Below are 15,563 nucleotides of genomic sequence, written 5' to 3'. Positions count from 1 at the left end.
CACGCTAGTGGCGAGGTGCGGACGCCGAGGCGGGTTCGCCCGAGTCCTGCCGCCAGCCGGGCCGGCTCGCCACCATCGCCACCATCGCCACGAAGGTGTAGCCGTGGACCGCTGGTGGGAGCTCCGGCGTCACGGGCGGTGCTTCGGCCGCCACAGCAGGCGGCCGGGACGACGACGGTCACGCAGCGCGTGGGAGCGCCAGACCAGCACGGGGTGCGAGGCGAGGGCGTTGACGACCCAGACGAAGAAGCCCTTCTCGGTGGTGGCCCGGTCGGCCAGCGCGTTCACGTCGACGGTCCGGTTGAGGTACTTGCCGGCCGCAAGCGTCGACATCGCCCCGGCGCTGCCGTGGGGCACGAGGGAGTAGCCGAAGTTGTCGGCGGTGTACTCCTGGCTGCGGCTCAGCGTCGAGCCGACGAATGGGATCCACTGGGAACCGCTGATCGCCAGGATCCGCCAGTAGCTGGTGTGGCCCGCGGCGATGTGGCCGACCTCGTGACCGAGGATGAACCGAAGGGCGTCGGGGTTGCGGGCCTGTCCGCCGATCTCGAACAGGTCGCTGTAGACGAAGATGAACCGCCGGAAGCCATGTCCCGACGCCGCCGCGTTGATCCTGCCGTTGCCGAGCACCACGTAGGCGTCCGGCACCTTCGGCAAGCCGTAGTGGGCGCACGCGTCGAGGAGCATCTGGTGCGCCTCGGGGTACTGCGTCGGGGAGATCTTCACCCCGGACAGCCGCAGCCCGGCATAGAGCTGGCCACGGATGAAGTAGATGATCACCGGGGCGGCCAGGAAGAACACCGCATACGGGTCGGGCTGCCGGCGGTCGATGATCGCCGACACGACCTCGTAGGTCGAGATCGCCCAGACGAGGAGGGACCCGAGGATCACCACCACGAGGCAGAGGTTCTCCAGGGGGTGCCGCAGGTGCGACCGCATCTGCTTGCGGTGGGCGGGAGCCTGGCTGGGCGGCGAGGCGTACTGGATGGGTTCGGACATGGTCCCCTCGAGCGGTCGGCGGTCGGCTCCGATGCTATGTCTCGACGGCTGGGCGATCCGCACTCAGCCCGCCACGCTGAGCGCACCATGGAGGAATGACCCGCCGACCCGTTGTCGTTGCACTGCCGTGACCGACGCCATCGCCGACCCGTCCAGCGAGCTCGGCGTCGACGCCGCCATCCGCCCGGCGCACGTCAACCTCGCCCTGCTGGCCCTGGCCGTCGGCGGGTTCGCGATCGGCACCACCGAGTTCGTGACGATGGGCCTGCTGCCCGAGGTGGCGGAGGGGGTCGGCATCGACATCCCGACCGCCGGTCACGTGGTCTCCGCCTATGCGGCAGGGGTCGTCGTCGGGGCCCCGGTGCTCGCCACGCTCGGCTCCAGGATGCCGCGCAAGCGCCTGCTGCTGTGGCTGATGGGTGCCTTCGCCGTGGCCAACGTGCTCTCCGCCTTCGCCACCAGCTACGGGCTGCTGATGGTCGCGCGCTTCCTGTCGGGTCTGCCGCACGGTGCCTACTTCGGCGTCGGCAGCCTCGTGGCGGCGTCGTTGGTGCCGGCGCACCGGCGCACCTGGGCGGTCTCGATGATGATCACCGGCCTGACGGTCGCCAACATCGTCGGCGTGCCCGTCACGACCCGGATCGGCCAGAGCTACGGGTGGCAGTGGCCGTATGCCGCGGTGGGCGTGATCGCGCTGCTCACCGTCCTGGCCGTGTGGCGTTGGGTCCCCTACTGCCCGCCCGACGGCGGCGTGAGCATGGCCTCCGAGCTGTCGGCGCTGAAGCGCCCGCAGGTCTGGCTGGCGCTGGGCATCGGCACGGTCGGCTTCGGCGGGATGTTCGCCACGTTCTCCTACATCTCGCCCACCATGACCGAGCTCGGCGGGTTCGGCCGGGCCACCATCCCGCTGATCCTCGCCCTGTACGGCGTGGGCATGACGGTCGGCGCCCTCCTCTCCGGTCCCGTGTCTCGGATCGGGCTGCTGCGCGCCATCAACGCGTCGCTGGTCACGATCGCGGTGATGCTCTTCCTGTTCGGCCCGGCGGTGAAGGCGTCGATGGTCACCGCGCTCGCGGCGGTCTTCCTGCTGGGCCTCCTGCCGAGTGTGCTCGTCCCGATGCTCCAGACCAGGCTCATGGACGTGGCCCACGAGGGGCAGGCGCTCGCGGCTGCGCTGAACCATTCGACCCTCAACATCGCCAACGCCCTCGGCGCCTGGCTCGGGTCGATCGTGCTCTCCGCCGGGCTCGGCTACGAGTGGCCCTCGCGGGTCGGCGGCATCCTCGCCGTCGCGGGGATCGGCATCGCGATCTGGTCGGCCGTGCTGCAGCGCTCGACGCGGCGCACCCCGCCGCAGACCCAGGCCGCGTAGCGGGCCCGGCCCGCCTCAGCGGGGACTGGCTCGGAAGACGCTCACCAGCACACCGTGGTCCGGCTCGTGCGAGCCGGCCTCGGGGAGCTCCTCGACGAGGCGCTCCAGGTGTTGAGACAGCGCTGCCGCCTGGGCCCGGGTCAGCCGGATCCGGCGGAGCGTGAGCAGCGAGTCGGTGGGGGAGGCGACGATCTCCTCGGCGACCGCCTGGAGGAGGGCGGCCGTGTGGCCGGCTCGGCTCCCACCGGGGGTCCGCAACCGCCGGGCCGCCCGCACGAAGTACTGCTCCGTGCCGCCGCGCACCTGCCGTCGAGCGCCCCGTCGCACCAGCTCGGCGCCCTCGAGCACGGCCAGGTGGTGGGCCACGTTGCCCTTGTTGGTCGACAGCGTCTTGGCGAGCTGGCTGACCGTCGACCCGTCCGGCCCGAGCGCGAACAGGATCCGGTTGCGCAGCGGGTGCGCCAGCGCCTTGAGCTGCCGGGGGTCCGTGGTCTGGAGCACCTCGGCGGGTGCGTCGACGGGGGAGTCGGGTCGGTCCACCCAGAAAGCGTCAAGAGTTTTTGACGCTTTGTCAACCGGGACCGCACGCTGGAGCCATGGACCTCCACGAGCTCACCACCACCGTCACTGCCGCCGCCAGGGCGGTCGAGGACCGCTACGTCTTCCCGGAGCGAGGCATCGCCATCGCCGCCACCCTGCGGTCCCACCTCGAGGCCGGCCGGTATGCCGCGTGCCCCGGCCCCGAGGCCCTGGCCGAGCTGGTCACGGCCGACCTCCACGCTGCGGGGAACGACCTGCACCTGCGGCTGCTGTTCCACGAGGAGGGCGCGGTCGGGGAGCAGGACGAGGCCGAGCTGGAGGCGTTCTGGGCCGACCAGGCCCGCCGCACGGCCGGCGGCATGCGTCGGGTCGAGCGGCTCGACGACAACATCGCCCTCGTGGAGATCGGTCCCGTCATCGGGCACCCCGGCGTGGCCGGCGAGGCCATGACCGCCGCGATGTCGCTGGTTGCCGACGCGGACGCCCTGGTCCTGGACGCGCGGGGCTGTCGCGGCGGGAGCCCCGACGGCGTGGTCCTGCTGCTCAGCCACCTCTTCGGAGCCGAACCGGTGCGGCTGAGCGACATCGAGTCGCGGGAGGAGGGCACCCGCCAGTTCTGGACGTCGGCCGTGGTCCCCGGTCGGCGGTTCGGCCCGGACAAGCCGGTGGCCGTGCTGGTCGGCCCGGACACCTTCTCCGGTGGCGAGGGGCTCGCCTTCGACCTGCAGGAGCAGCGGCGGGCCACGATCGTCGGCCAGCCCACCAGGGGCGGGGCGCACCCGAGGATCGGGCTGGCCGTCCACCCGCAGCTCGAGCTGACCCTGCCCGTCGCGCGGTCGGTCAGCCTGTTCACCGGCGAGAACTGGGAGGGACGCGGCATACAGCCGGATGTCGAGGTCCCGGCGGACGACTCCCTCGACACGGCGCTCGTCATGCTGCGTCACTGACACCCCCGGTCGCATGGGAGGATGGGCCGTTCCGTTCTTCCCCGACGCCCGTGAGGTTTGAAGCACCCGTGTCCCCGATGGCCCGCACCGCGCTGCAGCCGCACGCAACGCCGCCGGACCTGATCCGGAACTTCTGCATCATCGCCCACATCGACCACGGCAAGTCGACGCTGGCCGACCGCATGCTCCAGATCACCGGTGTCGTCGACGGTCGTGACATGCGCGCCCAGTACCTCGACAAGATGGACATCGAGCGCGAGCGCGGCATCACGATCAAGAGCCAGGCCGTCCGCATGCCGTGGGAGCTGGACGGCACGACCTACGCGCTCAACATGATCGACACCCCCGGCCACGTCGACTTCACCTACGAGGTGTCGCGGTCGCTGGCCGCCTGCGAGGGCGCGGTGCTGCTCGTCGACGCGGCGCAGGGGATCGAGGCGCAGACCCTGGCGAACCTCTACCTCGCCATGGAGAACGACCTCGCGATCATCCCCGTGCTCAACAAGATCGACCTGCCCGCCGCGCAGCCGGAGAAGTTCGCGGAAGAGCTGGCGGGCCTGATCGGCTGCGAGCCCGAGGACTGCCTGCGGGTCTCGGGCAAGACCGGCGTCGGCGTCGAGCCGCTGCTCAACGAGATCGTCACGCAGCTGCCTCCGCCGACCGGCGACGCCGACGCGCCCGCCCGCGCGATGATCTTCGACTCGGTCTACGACACGTACCGCGGGGTGGTCACCTACGTCCGCGTCATCGACGGCAACCTCAACCCGCGCGAGAAGATCGCGATGATGTCGACCCGCGCGACGCACGAGCTGCTCGAGATCGGCGTCAGCTCGCCCGAGCCCACGCCGGCCAAGGGCCTCGGTGTCGGCGAGGTGGGCTACCTCATCACCGGCGTGAAGGACGTGCGCCAGTCCAAGGTCGGCGACACCGTCACCAACGCCGCCAAGCCCGCCAAGGAAGCGCTGGGCGGCTACCGCGACCCCAAGCCGATGGTCTTCTCCGGGCTCTACCCGATCGACGGGTCCGACTACCCCGACCTGCGCGACGCGCTCGACAAGCTCAAGCTCAACGACGCGGCCCTGGTCTACGAGCCGGAGACCTCGGCGGCGCTGGGCTTCGGTTTCCGCATCGGGTTCCTCGGCATGCTGCACCTCGAGATCGTCCGCGAGCGGCTCGAGCGCGAGTTCGACCTCGACCTCATCTCCACGCTGCCCAACGTGGTCTACGACGTCACCATGGACGACGGCAAGGTGCTCACGGTCACCAACCCGAGCGAGTTCCCCTACGGCAAGGTCAGCTCGGTGACCGAGCCCGTCGTGCGGGCCACGGTGCTCGCGCCGAGCGAGTTCATCGGCGCGATCATGGAGCTCTGCCAGCAGAAGCGCGGCACGCTGCGCGGCATGGACTACCTGTCGGAGGAGCGCGTCGAGATGCGCTACACGCTGCCGCTCGCCGAGATCGTCTTCGACTTCTTCGACCAGCTCAAGTCGCGCACGCGGGGCTACGCCTCGCTCGACTACGAGCCCGACGGCGACCAGGTGGCGGACCTCGTCAAGGTCGACATCATGCTGCAGGGCGAGACCGTCGACGCGTTCAGCTCGATCGTCCACAAGGACAAGGCCTATGCCTACGGCGTGATGATGGCCGGCAAGCTCAAGGAGCTCATCCCGCGCCAGCAGTTCGAGGTGCCGATCCAGGCCGCCATCGGCTCGCGGATCATCGCCCGCGAGAACATCCGCGCGATCCGCAAGGACGTCCTGGCCAAGTGCTACGGCGGTGACATCAGCCGCAAGCGCAAGCTGCTCGAGAAGCAGAAGGCCGGCAAGAAGCGGATGAAGAACATCGGCAGCGTCGAGGTGCCGCCGGAGGCCTTCATCGCCGCGCTGTCGAACGACGCGGTGACCAAGAAGTAGGGGACCCGCCCCGGCGAGGTTACCGGCGGGTAATGTCTGTCCCATGGTCGACACCTACGCGCTCTACCGGCGCCTCACGGCATACCCGCAGGGCAAGCGGCTGTTCTCGCTGGTCTTCGAGCAGGCGGCGCCGTACTTCCGCACCGCTCGTCCGCGGTTCGTCGAGCTCGGCCCCAACCGCGCCGAGCTGACCATCAAGAAGCGTCACCGGGTGCAGAACCACCTCGGCACGGTCCACGTCATCGCGATCTGCAACGGGCTCGAGGCGGCCATGGGCGCGCTGGCGGAGGCGACCATCCCGAGCACCCGTCGGTGGATCCCGAAGGGCATGGAGGTCGAGTACACCGCCAAGGCGACGAGTGACATCACCTGCGTGGCCGAGACCGACCCGGGCGACTGGGCGCGTCCGGGCGACGTCGAGATCCCGGTGCGGGTCAAGGGAACCCGTGAGGACGGCACCGTCGTCGTGCAGGGCACCATCCGCCTCTGGGTGACGGACAAGCCCGCGCGCTGAGTCCCGGCTGGCCGACCGCCCAGGTGCCGGTATGCCGTGCGGCCGGCCCGCTAGCGCAGGCTGGCCCGGAGGGTCTCGACGTCCTCGTCGGACCACCCCTGGGCACGGAGCCACCCGGCCGCGCCGCCGTGCCGCTCGGCCAGCACCTCGAGGATCCGTCGCATGGTCTGGGGCTGGGGGCGGTGGTGGTCGACCGGCTGGTCGCGGAGCGCCTCGCCGTACGCGGGGCGGGCCAGCAGCCGGGCGATCACCCGCTCGATCCGCTCGCCGGTCGCGACGTAGTCGGCGACGACGTCGTCATCGCTCACGCCGGCCACCGAGAGGGCGAGCCCGACCACGGTCCCGGTGCGGTCCTTCCCGGCGGCGCAGTGCACGATGGTCGCCCCCGTGCTGCGCGCGACCACCGCCAGGGCGGCGCTCACCGAGTCGGGCCGGTGGGCGAGGTAGCCGAGGTAGTGGCTGGCCCAGTAGTCGTCGTCGAGCCGGGGCTGGGCGTCGGCCTTCTCCTGGTCCTTCGTCGACCACGGCAGCACCAACGCCTCCTGCGCCGTGACCGCGCGGACGTCGTCGCGGAACAGCGAGTGGTGGTGGTGCGTCAGGTCGCGGGCCCGGAGGGGGCCCGGGCCCTCCAGCGTCAGCTCCGCATTGCTGCGCAGGTCGACGACGTCGGTGACCCCCAGCTGCTCGAGCGCCTCGACGTCCGCCGCGCTGAGGTCCTGGAGGTTGTCGGAGCGGAGCAGCCGGCCGGTGGCCACGACGCCGCCGTCGATCGTCGGCAGGCCGCCCACGTCGCGCATGTTGACGACGCCGTCGAGCTCGATCCAGCGGGGAGTGGTCACGGCCTCGACCCTACGTGGGGAGGTCGAACAATAGGTGAGGGCCTCGGAAAGTATGAGTTTCCGAGGCCCTCCGATCAAGACCGAGGTCCTGATCGCCGCTCTCGCCGAAGCGAGTGCGTAGGCGTATTTCTAGTCGAGCAACCCCATCGCCACAAGGGGTTTGGTGAGAATTTCCCGAGGTTTTCGGGTCCGCTTCCTCCCCATTCCGGCGTGTCGCCGAGACACGCCGTGTCAGGGCCACAGGCGCTCGCCTGAGAGGATGGAGCCATGCCCAGCGCGCTGCCCGACGGTGACCCGGCACCGTCCGACGGGCGGTTGCCGCAGGCGTCACTCGAGACCCTCGGACACCACCAGTTCGGCCTCTACCTGCACGTCCCGTTCTGTTCGGTGCGTTGCGGCTACTGCGACTTCAACACCTACACGCTGACCGAGCTCGGGGTCGACGGCGCGAGCGTGGCGACCTTCGCCGCCGCGGCCCTGCGTGAGCTCGCGCTGGCCCGCACCGTCCTGGGTGCCGCCCCCGTGGTCGACACCGTGTTCGTCGGTGGCGGGACCCCGACGATGCTCGCCGCGGGCGACCTGGCCCGGATGCTGCACGGCATCCGCGAGGGTTTCGGGCTGGCCCCGGACGCCGAGGTGACCACCGAGGCCAACCCCGACTCGGTGACGCCCGAAGGGCTCGCGGTGCTCGCGGAGGCGGGCTTCACGAGGGTGTCGCTGGGCATGCAGTCGGCGGTGCCCCACGTGCTGCGCACCCTCGAGCGCACCCACGACCCGGACAACGTCGAGCGCGCCGTGCGGGCCGCGCGCGCCGCAGGGCTCCAGGTCAGCCTCGACCTCATCTACGGCACGCCCGGCGAGTCGCTGGACGACTGGCGCACCAGCCTCGACGCCGCCACCTCGCTCGCGCCGGACCACGTCTCGGCCTACGCGCTCGTCGTCGAGGACGGCACCAAGCTCGCCGCCCAGGTGCGGCGCGGTCAGGTGCCCGCGCCCGAGGACGACGACGAGGCCGCCAAGTACGAGATCGCCGACGACCACCTCGCGTCGGCCGGCTACGGCTGGTACGAGGTCAGCAACTGGGCGCTGCGCGACGACGCCCGCTGCCGGCACAACGAGGGCTACTGGGCCGACGGCAACTGGTGGGGGATCGGCCCGGGGGCGCACAGCCACGTCGGCGGAGTGCGCTGGTGGAACGTCAAGCACCCCAACGCCTATGCCGCACGGGTCGGCGAGGGGCTCAGCCCGGCCCACGGCCGAGAGACCCTCACCGACGAGCAGCGCTACGACGAGCGCGTCCTGCTGGCCGTGCGACTCGTCGACGGGCTACCGATCGGTGACCTCCGCGACGAGGGACGGGTCGCCGTCGCCGGGCTGATCGCCGACGGGCTGGTGGACGCGACAGCGGCCCTGCGCCGTCAGCGGGTGGTGCTGACGAGGCAGGGCCGGCTGCTCACGGACACCGTCGTGCGACGACTCCTCGGCCTGCGCTGAGCGATCCCCGCGGCGGCTACTTCACCAGGCGACTACTTCACGAGCTCCGGCGTCATCGGGTAGCGGTACCACTCGCCGTTGTTGGCCTTGATCGCGGCGATGATCGAGAAGACCACCCAGGCGATCGCGGTGAGGATGAGGAACGGGATCCCGATCAGCACGAACGACAGCAGCCCGAAGACCCAGAACGCGATCGTGATGATGATCTGGAAGTTGAGGGCCTGCGCCGCGTGGAACCGGACGAACGGGCCCCGGTCCTTGAAGATCAGGAAGACGATCAAGGGGCCGAGGAACGGGATGCCCACCACCGCTGCCAGGAACGGCGCGAGGTGCACCAGGGTCGCCCAGGTCTTCTCGTCCTGCTGCGACATGGGCTGGGGCGCCACGCCGTAACCCGGCGGCGGCTGCTGGGGCTGCGGCGGGTGCGGCGGTGGCGGGATGTTGGACTGCGGCTGTTGGGGCTGGTCGCTCATGGCTCTCTCCGTGGTCTGCGTGGTGTCTGCCCCCAGTGAAACGCATCCGGCCCGCGGGGAGAACGGCTTTCGGGGTGCGCTCGGGGCGGGTTCAGGGGTGCGTCAGGGCCGACCCTGACCCTGTCGTCCTCCCAAGGCGTCGGTGACCGGCTCAGTGACCGGGCTCCGTCACGAAGTCGATCAGCTCCTCCACGCTGGCGAGCAGGGTCGGCTCGAGGTCGGCGTAGGAGCGGACCGTGCCGAGGATCTGCTTCCAGGCGCGGGCGATGTCCGCCTGGCTGTCGTGCGGCCAGCCGAGGTGGTCGCAGATGCCGTCCTTCCACGACTGGCCGCGCGGGATGACCGGCCACGCCGCGAGCCCGAGCCGCTCGGGGCGCACGCTCTGCCACACGTCGACGTACGGGTGGCCCAGCACCCGCACGTGCGCGGCATACCGGCCCTGGGCGGCGGCCTGCACGACGCGGTGCTCCTTGGTGCCGGGCAGCAGGTGGTCGACGAGCACGCCCATGCGGCGCCCCGGCCCGGGCTGGAACTCGGCGATCGCCCCCACGAGGTCGTCGACGCCGTCGAGCAGCTCGACGACCACGCCCTCGACCCGCAGGTCGGCACCCCAGACCTTCTCCACGAGCTCGGCGTCGTGGCGGCCCTCGACGAAGATCCGCGACCCGCTCGCCACCTTGGCGCGGGCGCCCTCGACGGTCCGTGACCCGGAGGCGGTGCGGGCGGCGGCCACTCGCGCCTCGGCCAGCTGGGCGCGAGCGGCAGCGGTCGGTGGGGTCAGGACGACAGGAGCGCCGTCGAGCAGGAAGCCCGGTCCCATCGGGAAGCCCTTGGTGCGGCCGCGCCGGTCCTCGAGGTGGACCACGCGCATGCCACCGGCCTTCTCGACGCGGACCACGGCGCCGCACCAGCCGGTCTCGACGTCCTCGACGACCAGCCCGGTCTCGGCCTCGACCTCGCGGGAGCGACCCCGCGGGGGGACCTTCCAGTCACCGGACAGGACATCGGAGCCATAGCGGTCGGACACGGAGGCAGGGTATGCCGCGGACGCGCCTGTGCGGCGCGGGCGCGCCGCCCGTGCTGGTCCCGGCCCGGGAACCACGTAGACTTGGCACTCGCTGAGCGTGAGTGCCAACCTGACCGGACGGAGGTGTCGAGTGAGCGAGGAACGTCGTCTCGCCGTGCTGCGCGCGATCGTGCAGGACTACGTCCAGACCTCCGAGCCGGTGGGGTCGAAGTCGCTGCTCGACCGCCACCAGCTGGGGGTCTCGGCCGCGACCGTGCGCAACGACATGGCCGCGCTGGAGGAGGAGGGGCTGATCGCGGCTCCGCACACCAGCGCCGGGCGGGTGCCCACCGACGCGGGCTACCGGTTGTTCGTCGACCGGCTCAGCTCCGTCAAGCCGATGACCCCAGCCGAGCGGGCCGCCATCGCCCAGTTCCTGGAGGGGGCGGTCGACCTCGACGACGTCGTCGACCGGACGGTGCGGCTGCTGGCCTCGCTGACCCGCCAGGTCGCCGTGATGCAGTACCCGTCGCTCACCCGGTCCACCGTGCGCCACATCGAGTTCGTGCCGATGGGCCCGAGCCGGTTGATGGTCGTGCTGATCGTCAACACCGGCCGGGTCGAGCAGCGCGTCATCGAGACCCCCCACGACCTGTCCGCCTCGGACGGCGAGGCCCTCCTGGGCCTGGTCCGCGCCAAGGTCAACGCGAGGGCGGCCGGTCAGCGGCTGGTGGAGGCCGCCGCGTCACTCGCCAGCCTGGCCGACGAGTTCGACCCTGCGGACCGCGACCTGGTCCGCTCCGTCGTGCAGTCGCTCGAGGACGCCCTCGTCGAGGAGCGCGAGGAACGGGTGGTGCTGGCGGGCACCTCCAACCTCGCGCGGGTCGGCACCGACTTCCCGCTCAGCATCGGCCCGGTGCTCGAGGCGCTCGAGGAGCACGTCGTGCTGCTCAAGCTGCTCGGCACGGCCAGGGAGACCTCCGACGCCGTCTCGGTGCGGATCGGGCACGAGAACCCGTTCGCCGGGCTCCAGTCCACCTCCGTCGTCTCGACGGAGTACGGCTCGGGCTCGGAGCTCGTCGCGGGGTTGGGCGTGCTCGGACCCACCCGGATGGACTACCCCACGACGATGGCGTCGGTGCGGGCCGTGGCCACCTACGTCTCCCGGATCCTCGCGCAGTGACGCGCGTCCACCTGCCCCACCGACTGACTGGGCCACTCACACCAGAGCCATCGACACGGAGCCATCGACACCAGAGCCACCGACCTCAGAGCCACCGACCTCAGAGCCACCGACCTCAGAGCCACCGACCTCAGAGCCACCGACCTCAGAGCCATTGACACCAAGGACATCTCGTTGAACGACTACTACCAGGACCTGGGCGTGTCCAGGGACGCCAGCCCCGAGGACATCAAGCGGGCCTACCGCAAGAAGGCGCGGACGCTGCACCCTGACGTCAACCCCAGCCCCGAGGCCGAGGAGCAGTTCAAGAAGGTCTCGCAGGCCTACGACGTGCTCTCCGACGCCGAGAAGCGCCGGTCCTACGACATGGGCTCCGACCCGTATGCGGGCGGGGCCGCCGGCTTCGGCCAGGGCTTCTCGTTCAGCGACATCATGGACGCCTTCTTCGGCGCCGGCGCCGGCCAGGCCCAGCGCGGGCCGCGGTCCCGCCAGCGCCGCGGCCAGGACGCCCTGATCCGGCTCGACATCGACCTCGCCGACGCGGTGTTCGGGGCCGAGAAGGAGCTCGCCATCGAGACCGCCGTGGTCTGCTCCACGTGCCACGGCGACGGTGCGCAGCCCGGGACCTCCCGGCGCACCTGCGACGTCTGTGGCGGTCGCGGCGAGATCCAGCAGGTCCAGCGCTCGTTCCTCGGCCAGGTCATGACGACCCGTCCCTGCGCGACCTGCCAGGGCTACGGCGAGGTGCTGGTCAGCCCCTGCTTCGAGTGCTCCGGCGACGGCCGGGTCCGCACCCGCCGCACGCTCACCATCAAGGTCCCCGCGGGCGTCGACACCGGCACCCGCATCCAGCTGGCCGGCGAGGGCGAGGTCGGCCAGGGCGGCGGCCCGGCCGGCGACCTCTACGTCGAGGTCGCGGTCCGCCCCCACCAGACCTTCCAGCGCCGCGGCGACGACCTGCACTGCACGGTCGAGCTCCCGATGACCGCCGCAGCGCTGGGGACGACGGTCAAGCTCGAGACCTTCGACGGCACCAACGAGCTCGAGATCAAGGCGGGCACCCAGCCGGGCGACGCGATGACCCTGCGCGGGCTCGGCGTCACCCACCTGCGGGGCACCGGCCGGGGCGACCTCATCATCCACGCCAACGTCCAGACCCCGACCCGGCTCGACGAGCAGCAGGAGGCCCTGCTCCGCGAGCTCGCGACCCTGCGTGGCGAGGAGCGTCCGGAGGGACGGCTGTCCCCGGCCCACCCCGGGCTGTTCGGCAAGCTCCGCGACGCGTTCAAGGCCAAGTAGCGGCCGACCGTCGTGACCCTGCCCCTGTTCCTCGTCGACCCCGCCGTCGTCGCCGGCGCCGCCGCGGGCAGCCGGGTCGTGCTCGACGGCCCCGAGGGGCGGCACGCGGCCACCGTCCGCCGGATCGGCGTGGGGGAGCAGGTCCTGCTCGCCGACGGAGCAGGACTGCGGCTCACCTGCGCGGTCGTCGCCGCAGGCAAGGCGGACCTCGAGCTCAGCGTGGTCGAGGTCGACCGCGAGCCGGAGGCCCAGCCGCGCTTCGTCCTCGTGCAGGCCCTGGCCAAGGGCGACCGTGACGACCAGGCCATCGAGGCCGCGACCGAGCTCGGGGTGGACGAGGTCGTGCCGTGGCAGGCGTCCCGCAGCATCGTCCAGTGGCGCGGCGAACGCGCCGACAAGGCCCGCCGCAAGTGGGAGTCCACGGTCGTGGCGGCCGCCAAGCAGTCGCGGCGCGCGCGCGTGCCGGTCGTCGCGGAGCTGGCCACCACCAAGGCGCTCGCGACCCGGGTCGGGGGCGCCGCGGCGGCGTACGTGCTGCACGAGGACGCGACCCAGAGCCTCGCCGCCCAGGTGCTCCCGGCCACGGGCGACGTGCTGGTCGTGGTCGGCCCGGAGGGCGGCATCACGCCCGAGGAGGTCGCCGAATTCGAGGCGGCCGGCGCGGTGACGGTGCGGCTGGGCCACACCGTCCTGCGGTCCTCCAGCGCCGGACCAGCCGCGCTCGCGGTGCTGAGCGCAGCCGGTCGCTGGCGCTGACCCCGCCTACTTCACGGTGAACGTCACTGCCTTCTCCGCGCTGACCGAGCCGTCCTTGGCGCTGAGCTCGCGGACCCGGATCGTGTAGTCGCCGGCGGCGAGCCGGCCGAGCGAGAACGAGTACTCGCCCTGCATGGGAGCCCCGATGGACGCCATCGCGTGGCCCGAGGACACCGTGGTGGTGCCGCGGTCCAGCTGCCAGTTGACGGTCGCCTCGAAGACGATGGCGAGCCCCTTCACGGTGACCGGCTTGCTGGCCGGCAGCACCTGGTCACGGGTCGGTGAGGTGACCCAGATCGGCGCCACGTCCTCGTAGAGCCGGTCGGACGGCGGACGGGTGAAGTCCTGGTCGGTCGAGATCGACCCGAACAGCTCGGTGGCCCCGCCCGACACCTCGAACCGCACCGGCAGGGTCTGCTGAATCGCCGCCTGGGCCGTCCAGACCAGCTCCTGCACGGCAAGGCGCTTGTTCTCGTCGCCGACCACGGCCTCCGGCACACCGGCGTTGGCGAGGTGCACGGTGATGGCACCGTCAGCCACCGTCACGTCGCCGATGGTCTGCCCCGACCAGGGCTGGAGGTAGCCATCGGTGTTGCTGTAGGGCTGCGCGTTGATGGCGAGCACCAGGGCAGCCTTCGCCTTCTCGGCCGGAGTGGCTCCGACCGGGAGGTCCTGCCGGACGAACTCGCGGAACAGCTTGTACTTGTCGTCGGCACCACCGACCGGTCCGACGAAGTAGACCGGGAGGGTGACCGACTCGGTCGCCACCGGGCCGCTCGTGGTGGGCGAGCTGGTCGTGGGCGCGGTCGAGGGCGTCTGCGAGAGCGAGGGGGCGTTGGTGGCCGGCGGCGTGACACCGGACCGGTCGTCCTGGCCGGACCACCAGACGCCACCGATGATGGCGGCCACGGCCGCCGCAGCCGCCAGCGGCATCAGCCAGCGCCGCGCACCCGAGCCACCCGTGGCGGTCACCGGCCCCAGCTCGTGGGCCTCGTGCAGGATCGTGTCGAGCCGGTTGGACGGGCGCACCTGCGCGGCGTCGCGGACGAGCGCCTGGCGCAGCCGGCGCTCCACCTGGTCGAACTCGCCCGGCTCGTAGTCGGGGTGCAGGAAGTCCATGCGATCGCTCATGACGCCGCCTCCATCCGGTCGCGCAGGGTCGCGAGCCCGCGGTGCGCGTGGGCCTTGACCGAGCCCGCGGAGATGCCGAGCGCATCGGCGATCTCGGCCTCGCTGAGGTCGAGGTAGTAGCGCATGGTCAGGACCTCTCTCTGGCGCTGGGGGAGTCGTCCCAGCGCGCCGATCATCGTGGTGGTGCTCTCGGACTGGAGTGCGTGGTCCTCGGCGCTCGCCTCGGTGTGCCGGGCGTATGCCGTGGGGCCGCCCTGCTGCTCGCGCGTCACGTAGCGCTCCTCGACGCCACGGTGGCGCAGGCCGGAGCGGGCTCCGTTGACCACCGCACGCCGCAGGTAAGCGGAAGCGGCCTGGTGGTCGCGGATGGTGTCCCACCGGCGGTGCACCGCGATGAAGGCGTCCTGGACGACCTCCTCCGCCGCGAGGTCGTCGCGCAGCAGCAACCAGGCCAGCCGCACCAGTCCGGTCCAGTGCGCGGCATACAGCTCGGTGATGGCTTCGTCGGCACTCGGCCGCACCTCACCACCCCGGTCGCGCTCAGCCACACTCAACAGTCTCACGCCACCTAGACGCGCACCCCCACCCGCCGGTTGACGCGCCGATCGCAGGTTTCTCACCCCATTGGAGGAATACCTGCCTGGGTAGGCTCGGGTGCGTGGAGACTTCGACGATGCGGCGCACCGACCCGGACTGCTTGTTCTGCAAGATCGTCGCGGGTGACATCCCGGCCACGGTCGTGCGCGAGGACGAGGCGACCCTGGCGTTCCGCGACCTCGACCCGCAGGCCCCGACGCACGTGCTGGTCATCCCGCGACACCACGTCGCCGATGTCGGCGGGCTCGCGACCGAGCGACCGCAGGACGCGGTGGCCGTGCTGGACGCCGTGCGGGCCGTCGCCGAGCAGGAGGGCGTCGCGACCAGCGGCTACCGCACCGTCTTCAACACCGGTGCCGGCGCCCAGCAGTCGGTGTTCCATGCCCACGTCCACGTGCTCGGCGGGCGGTCAATGACGTGGCCACCTGGTTGAGGCGCACCGTAGACTGGACGGACCATGCCAGATCCTGACCATCCGACTCATCAGAAAACATTGGGGG

The 15,563-nt window shown here is 71.5% G+C and carries 17 protein-coding genes; 9 read left to right on the top strand and 8 right to left on the bottom strand.

What is annotated here, in order from left to right; genetic code table 11:
- Positions 1 to 4: 4 nt before the first annotated feature.
- Positions 5 to 133, bottom strand: coding sequence for a hypothetical protein (locus tag ASG91_RS21365; RefSeq protein ID WP_256363728.1), 129 nt, complete (start codon positions 131 to 133; stop codon positions 5 to 7).
- Positions 130 to 999 (bottom strand): M48 family metallopeptidase, encoded by an 870-nt coding sequence (locus tag ASG91_RS15465; RefSeq protein WP_056923527.1) that lies wholly within the window; start codon positions 997 to 999, stop codon positions 130 to 132. The genes ASG91_RS21365 and ASG91_RS15465 overlap by 4 nt, the downstream gene beginning before the upstream one ends.
- 127 nt (positions 1,000 to 1,126) lie before the next feature.
- On the opposite strand from ASG91_RS15465, the gene ASG91_RS15460 reads away from it, so the two are divergent.
- Positions 1,127 to 2,371: an MFS transporter gene (locus ASG91_RS15460; protein ID WP_371262056.1), complete on the top strand. Its 1,245-nt coding sequence runs from the start codon at positions 1,127 to 1,129 to the stop codon at positions 2,369 to 2,371.
- A gap of 15 nt (positions 2,372 to 2,386) precedes the next feature.
- Here ASG91_RS15460 and ASG91_RS15455 read toward each other — a convergent pair whose 3' ends face one another.
- A complete protein-coding gene (locus ASG91_RS15455) occupies positions 2,387 to 2,911 on the bottom strand; it encodes a helix-turn-helix domain-containing protein (protein WP_056923526.1) in 525 nt (174 codons plus the stop codon).
- Positions 2,912 to 2,967: 56 nt separating this feature from the next.
- Between ASG91_RS15455 and ASG91_RS15450 the strand changes: the two genes are divergently transcribed.
- The 3 genes from ASG91_RS15450 (at position 2,968) to ASG91_RS15440 (ending at position 6,285) form a co-directional block, all read left to right on the top strand.
- Positions 2,968 to 3,858, top strand: a complete 891-nt coding sequence (locus ASG91_RS15450) for a S41 family peptidase (RefSeq protein ID WP_056923525.1) — start codon at positions 2,968 to 2,970, stop codon at positions 3,856 to 3,858.
- 77 nt (positions 3,859 to 3,935) lie between these two features.
- Positions 3,936 to 5,771, top strand: coding sequence for a translation elongation factor 4 (lepA, locus tag ASG91_RS15445; protein ID WP_056923524.1), 1,836 nt, complete (start codon positions 3,936 to 3,938; stop codon positions 5,769 to 5,771).
- A 43-nt stretch (positions 5,772 to 5,814) separates the two neighbouring features.
- Positions 5,815 to 6,285, top strand: coding sequence for a hotdog fold domain-containing protein (locus ASG91_RS15440; RefSeq protein WP_056923523.1), 471 nt, complete (start codon positions 5,815 to 5,817; stop codon positions 6,283 to 6,285).
- 50 nt (positions 6,286 to 6,335) lie between these two features.
- On the opposite strand, the gene ASG91_RS15435 is transcribed toward ASG91_RS15440, so the two are convergent.
- Positions 6,336 to 7,124, bottom strand: coding sequence for a tyrosine-protein phosphatase (locus ASG91_RS15435; protein ID WP_157606379.1), 789 nt, complete (start codon positions 7,122 to 7,124; stop codon positions 6,336 to 6,338).
- 267 nt (positions 7,125 to 7,391) lie between these two features.
- Between ASG91_RS15435 and hemW the strand changes: the two genes are divergently transcribed.
- A complete protein-coding gene (gene hemW / locus ASG91_RS15430; protein WP_056923522.1) occupies positions 7,392 to 8,618 on the top strand; it encodes a radical SAM family heme chaperone HemW in 1,227 nt (408 codons plus the stop codon).
- Positions 8,619 to 8,650: 32 nt separating this feature from the next.
- On the opposite strand, the gene ASG91_RS15425 is transcribed toward hemW, so the two are convergent.
- Entirely contained in the window at positions 8,651 to 9,091 is a 441-nt protein-coding gene (locus ASG91_RS15425; protein ID WP_056923521.1) for a DUF4870 domain-containing protein, read from the bottom strand.
- A gap of 151 nt (positions 9,092 to 9,242) precedes the next feature.
- Positions 9,243 to 10,118 (bottom strand): DUF3097 domain-containing protein, encoded by an 876-nt coding sequence (locus ASG91_RS15420; RefSeq protein WP_056923520.1) that lies wholly within the window; start codon positions 10,116 to 10,118, stop codon positions 9,243 to 9,245.
- A gap of 130 nt (positions 10,119 to 10,248) precedes the next feature.
- Between ASG91_RS15420 and hrcA the strand changes: the two genes are divergently transcribed.
- The 3 genes from hrcA to ASG91_RS15405 all read left to right on the top strand — a co-directional run bounded on the left by hrcA (position 10,249) and on the right by ASG91_RS15405 (position 13,335).
- Positions 10,249 to 11,280, top strand: coding sequence for a heat-inducible transcriptional repressor HrcA (gene hrcA, locus ASG91_RS15415; protein WP_056923519.1), 1,032 nt, complete (start codon positions 10,249 to 10,251; stop codon positions 11,278 to 11,280).
- A gap of 174 nt (positions 11,281 to 11,454) precedes the next feature.
- On the top strand, positions 11,455 to 12,579 hold the full coding sequence (gene dnaJ / locus ASG91_RS15410; protein WP_056923518.1) for a molecular chaperone DnaJ: 1,125 nt from the start codon (positions 11,455 to 11,457) through the stop codon (positions 12,577 to 12,579).
- 12 nt (positions 12,580 to 12,591) lie between these two features.
- Positions 12,592 to 13,335 carry a 16S rRNA (uracil(1498)-N(3))-methyltransferase gene (locus ASG91_RS15405; protein ID WP_056923517.1) on the top strand — a complete coding sequence of 248 codons (744 nt, stop codon included), beginning with the start codon at positions 12,592 to 12,594 and terminating at the stop codon, positions 13,333 to 13,335.
- Between the two features lie 6 nt (positions 13,336 to 13,341).
- Here ASG91_RS15405 and ASG91_RS15400 read toward each other — a convergent pair whose 3' ends face one another.
- Together ASG91_RS15400 and ASG91_RS15395 are read right to left on the bottom strand one after the other, a co-directional pair.
- Entirely contained in the window at positions 13,342 to 14,466 is a 1,125-nt protein-coding gene (locus tag ASG91_RS15400) for a Gmad2 immunoglobulin-like domain-containing protein (protein WP_082594222.1), read from the bottom strand.
- The gene (locus ASG91_RS15395) at positions 14,463 to 15,014 is read right to left on the bottom strand and encodes a SigE family RNA polymerase sigma factor (RefSeq protein WP_235545684.1); all 552 of its coding nucleotides are present in this window, start codon (positions 15,012 to 15,014) and stop codon (positions 14,463 to 14,465) included. Before ASG91_RS15395 ends, ASG91_RS15400 begins: the two co-directional genes overlap by 4 nt.
- Positions 15,015 to 15,124: 110 nt before the next feature.
- Here ASG91_RS15395 and ASG91_RS15390 point away from each other — a divergent pair, with 110 nt between their 5' ends.
- Positions 15,125 to 15,496 (top strand): histidine triad nucleotide-binding protein, encoded by a 372-nt coding sequence (locus ASG91_RS15390; protein WP_235545682.1) that lies wholly within the window; start codon positions 15,125 to 15,127, stop codon positions 15,494 to 15,496.
- Positions 15,497 to 15,563: the final 67 nt, after the last annotated feature.

The organism is Phycicoccus sp. Soil802, assembly GCF_001429605.1.
Classification (GTDB): domain Bacteria; phylum Actinomycetota; class Actinomycetes; order Actinomycetales; family Dermatophilaceae; genus Pedococcus.
The sequence above is the reverse complement of the archived record's forward strand: the minus strand, read 5'-3'. Positions and strand labels throughout refer to the sequence as shown.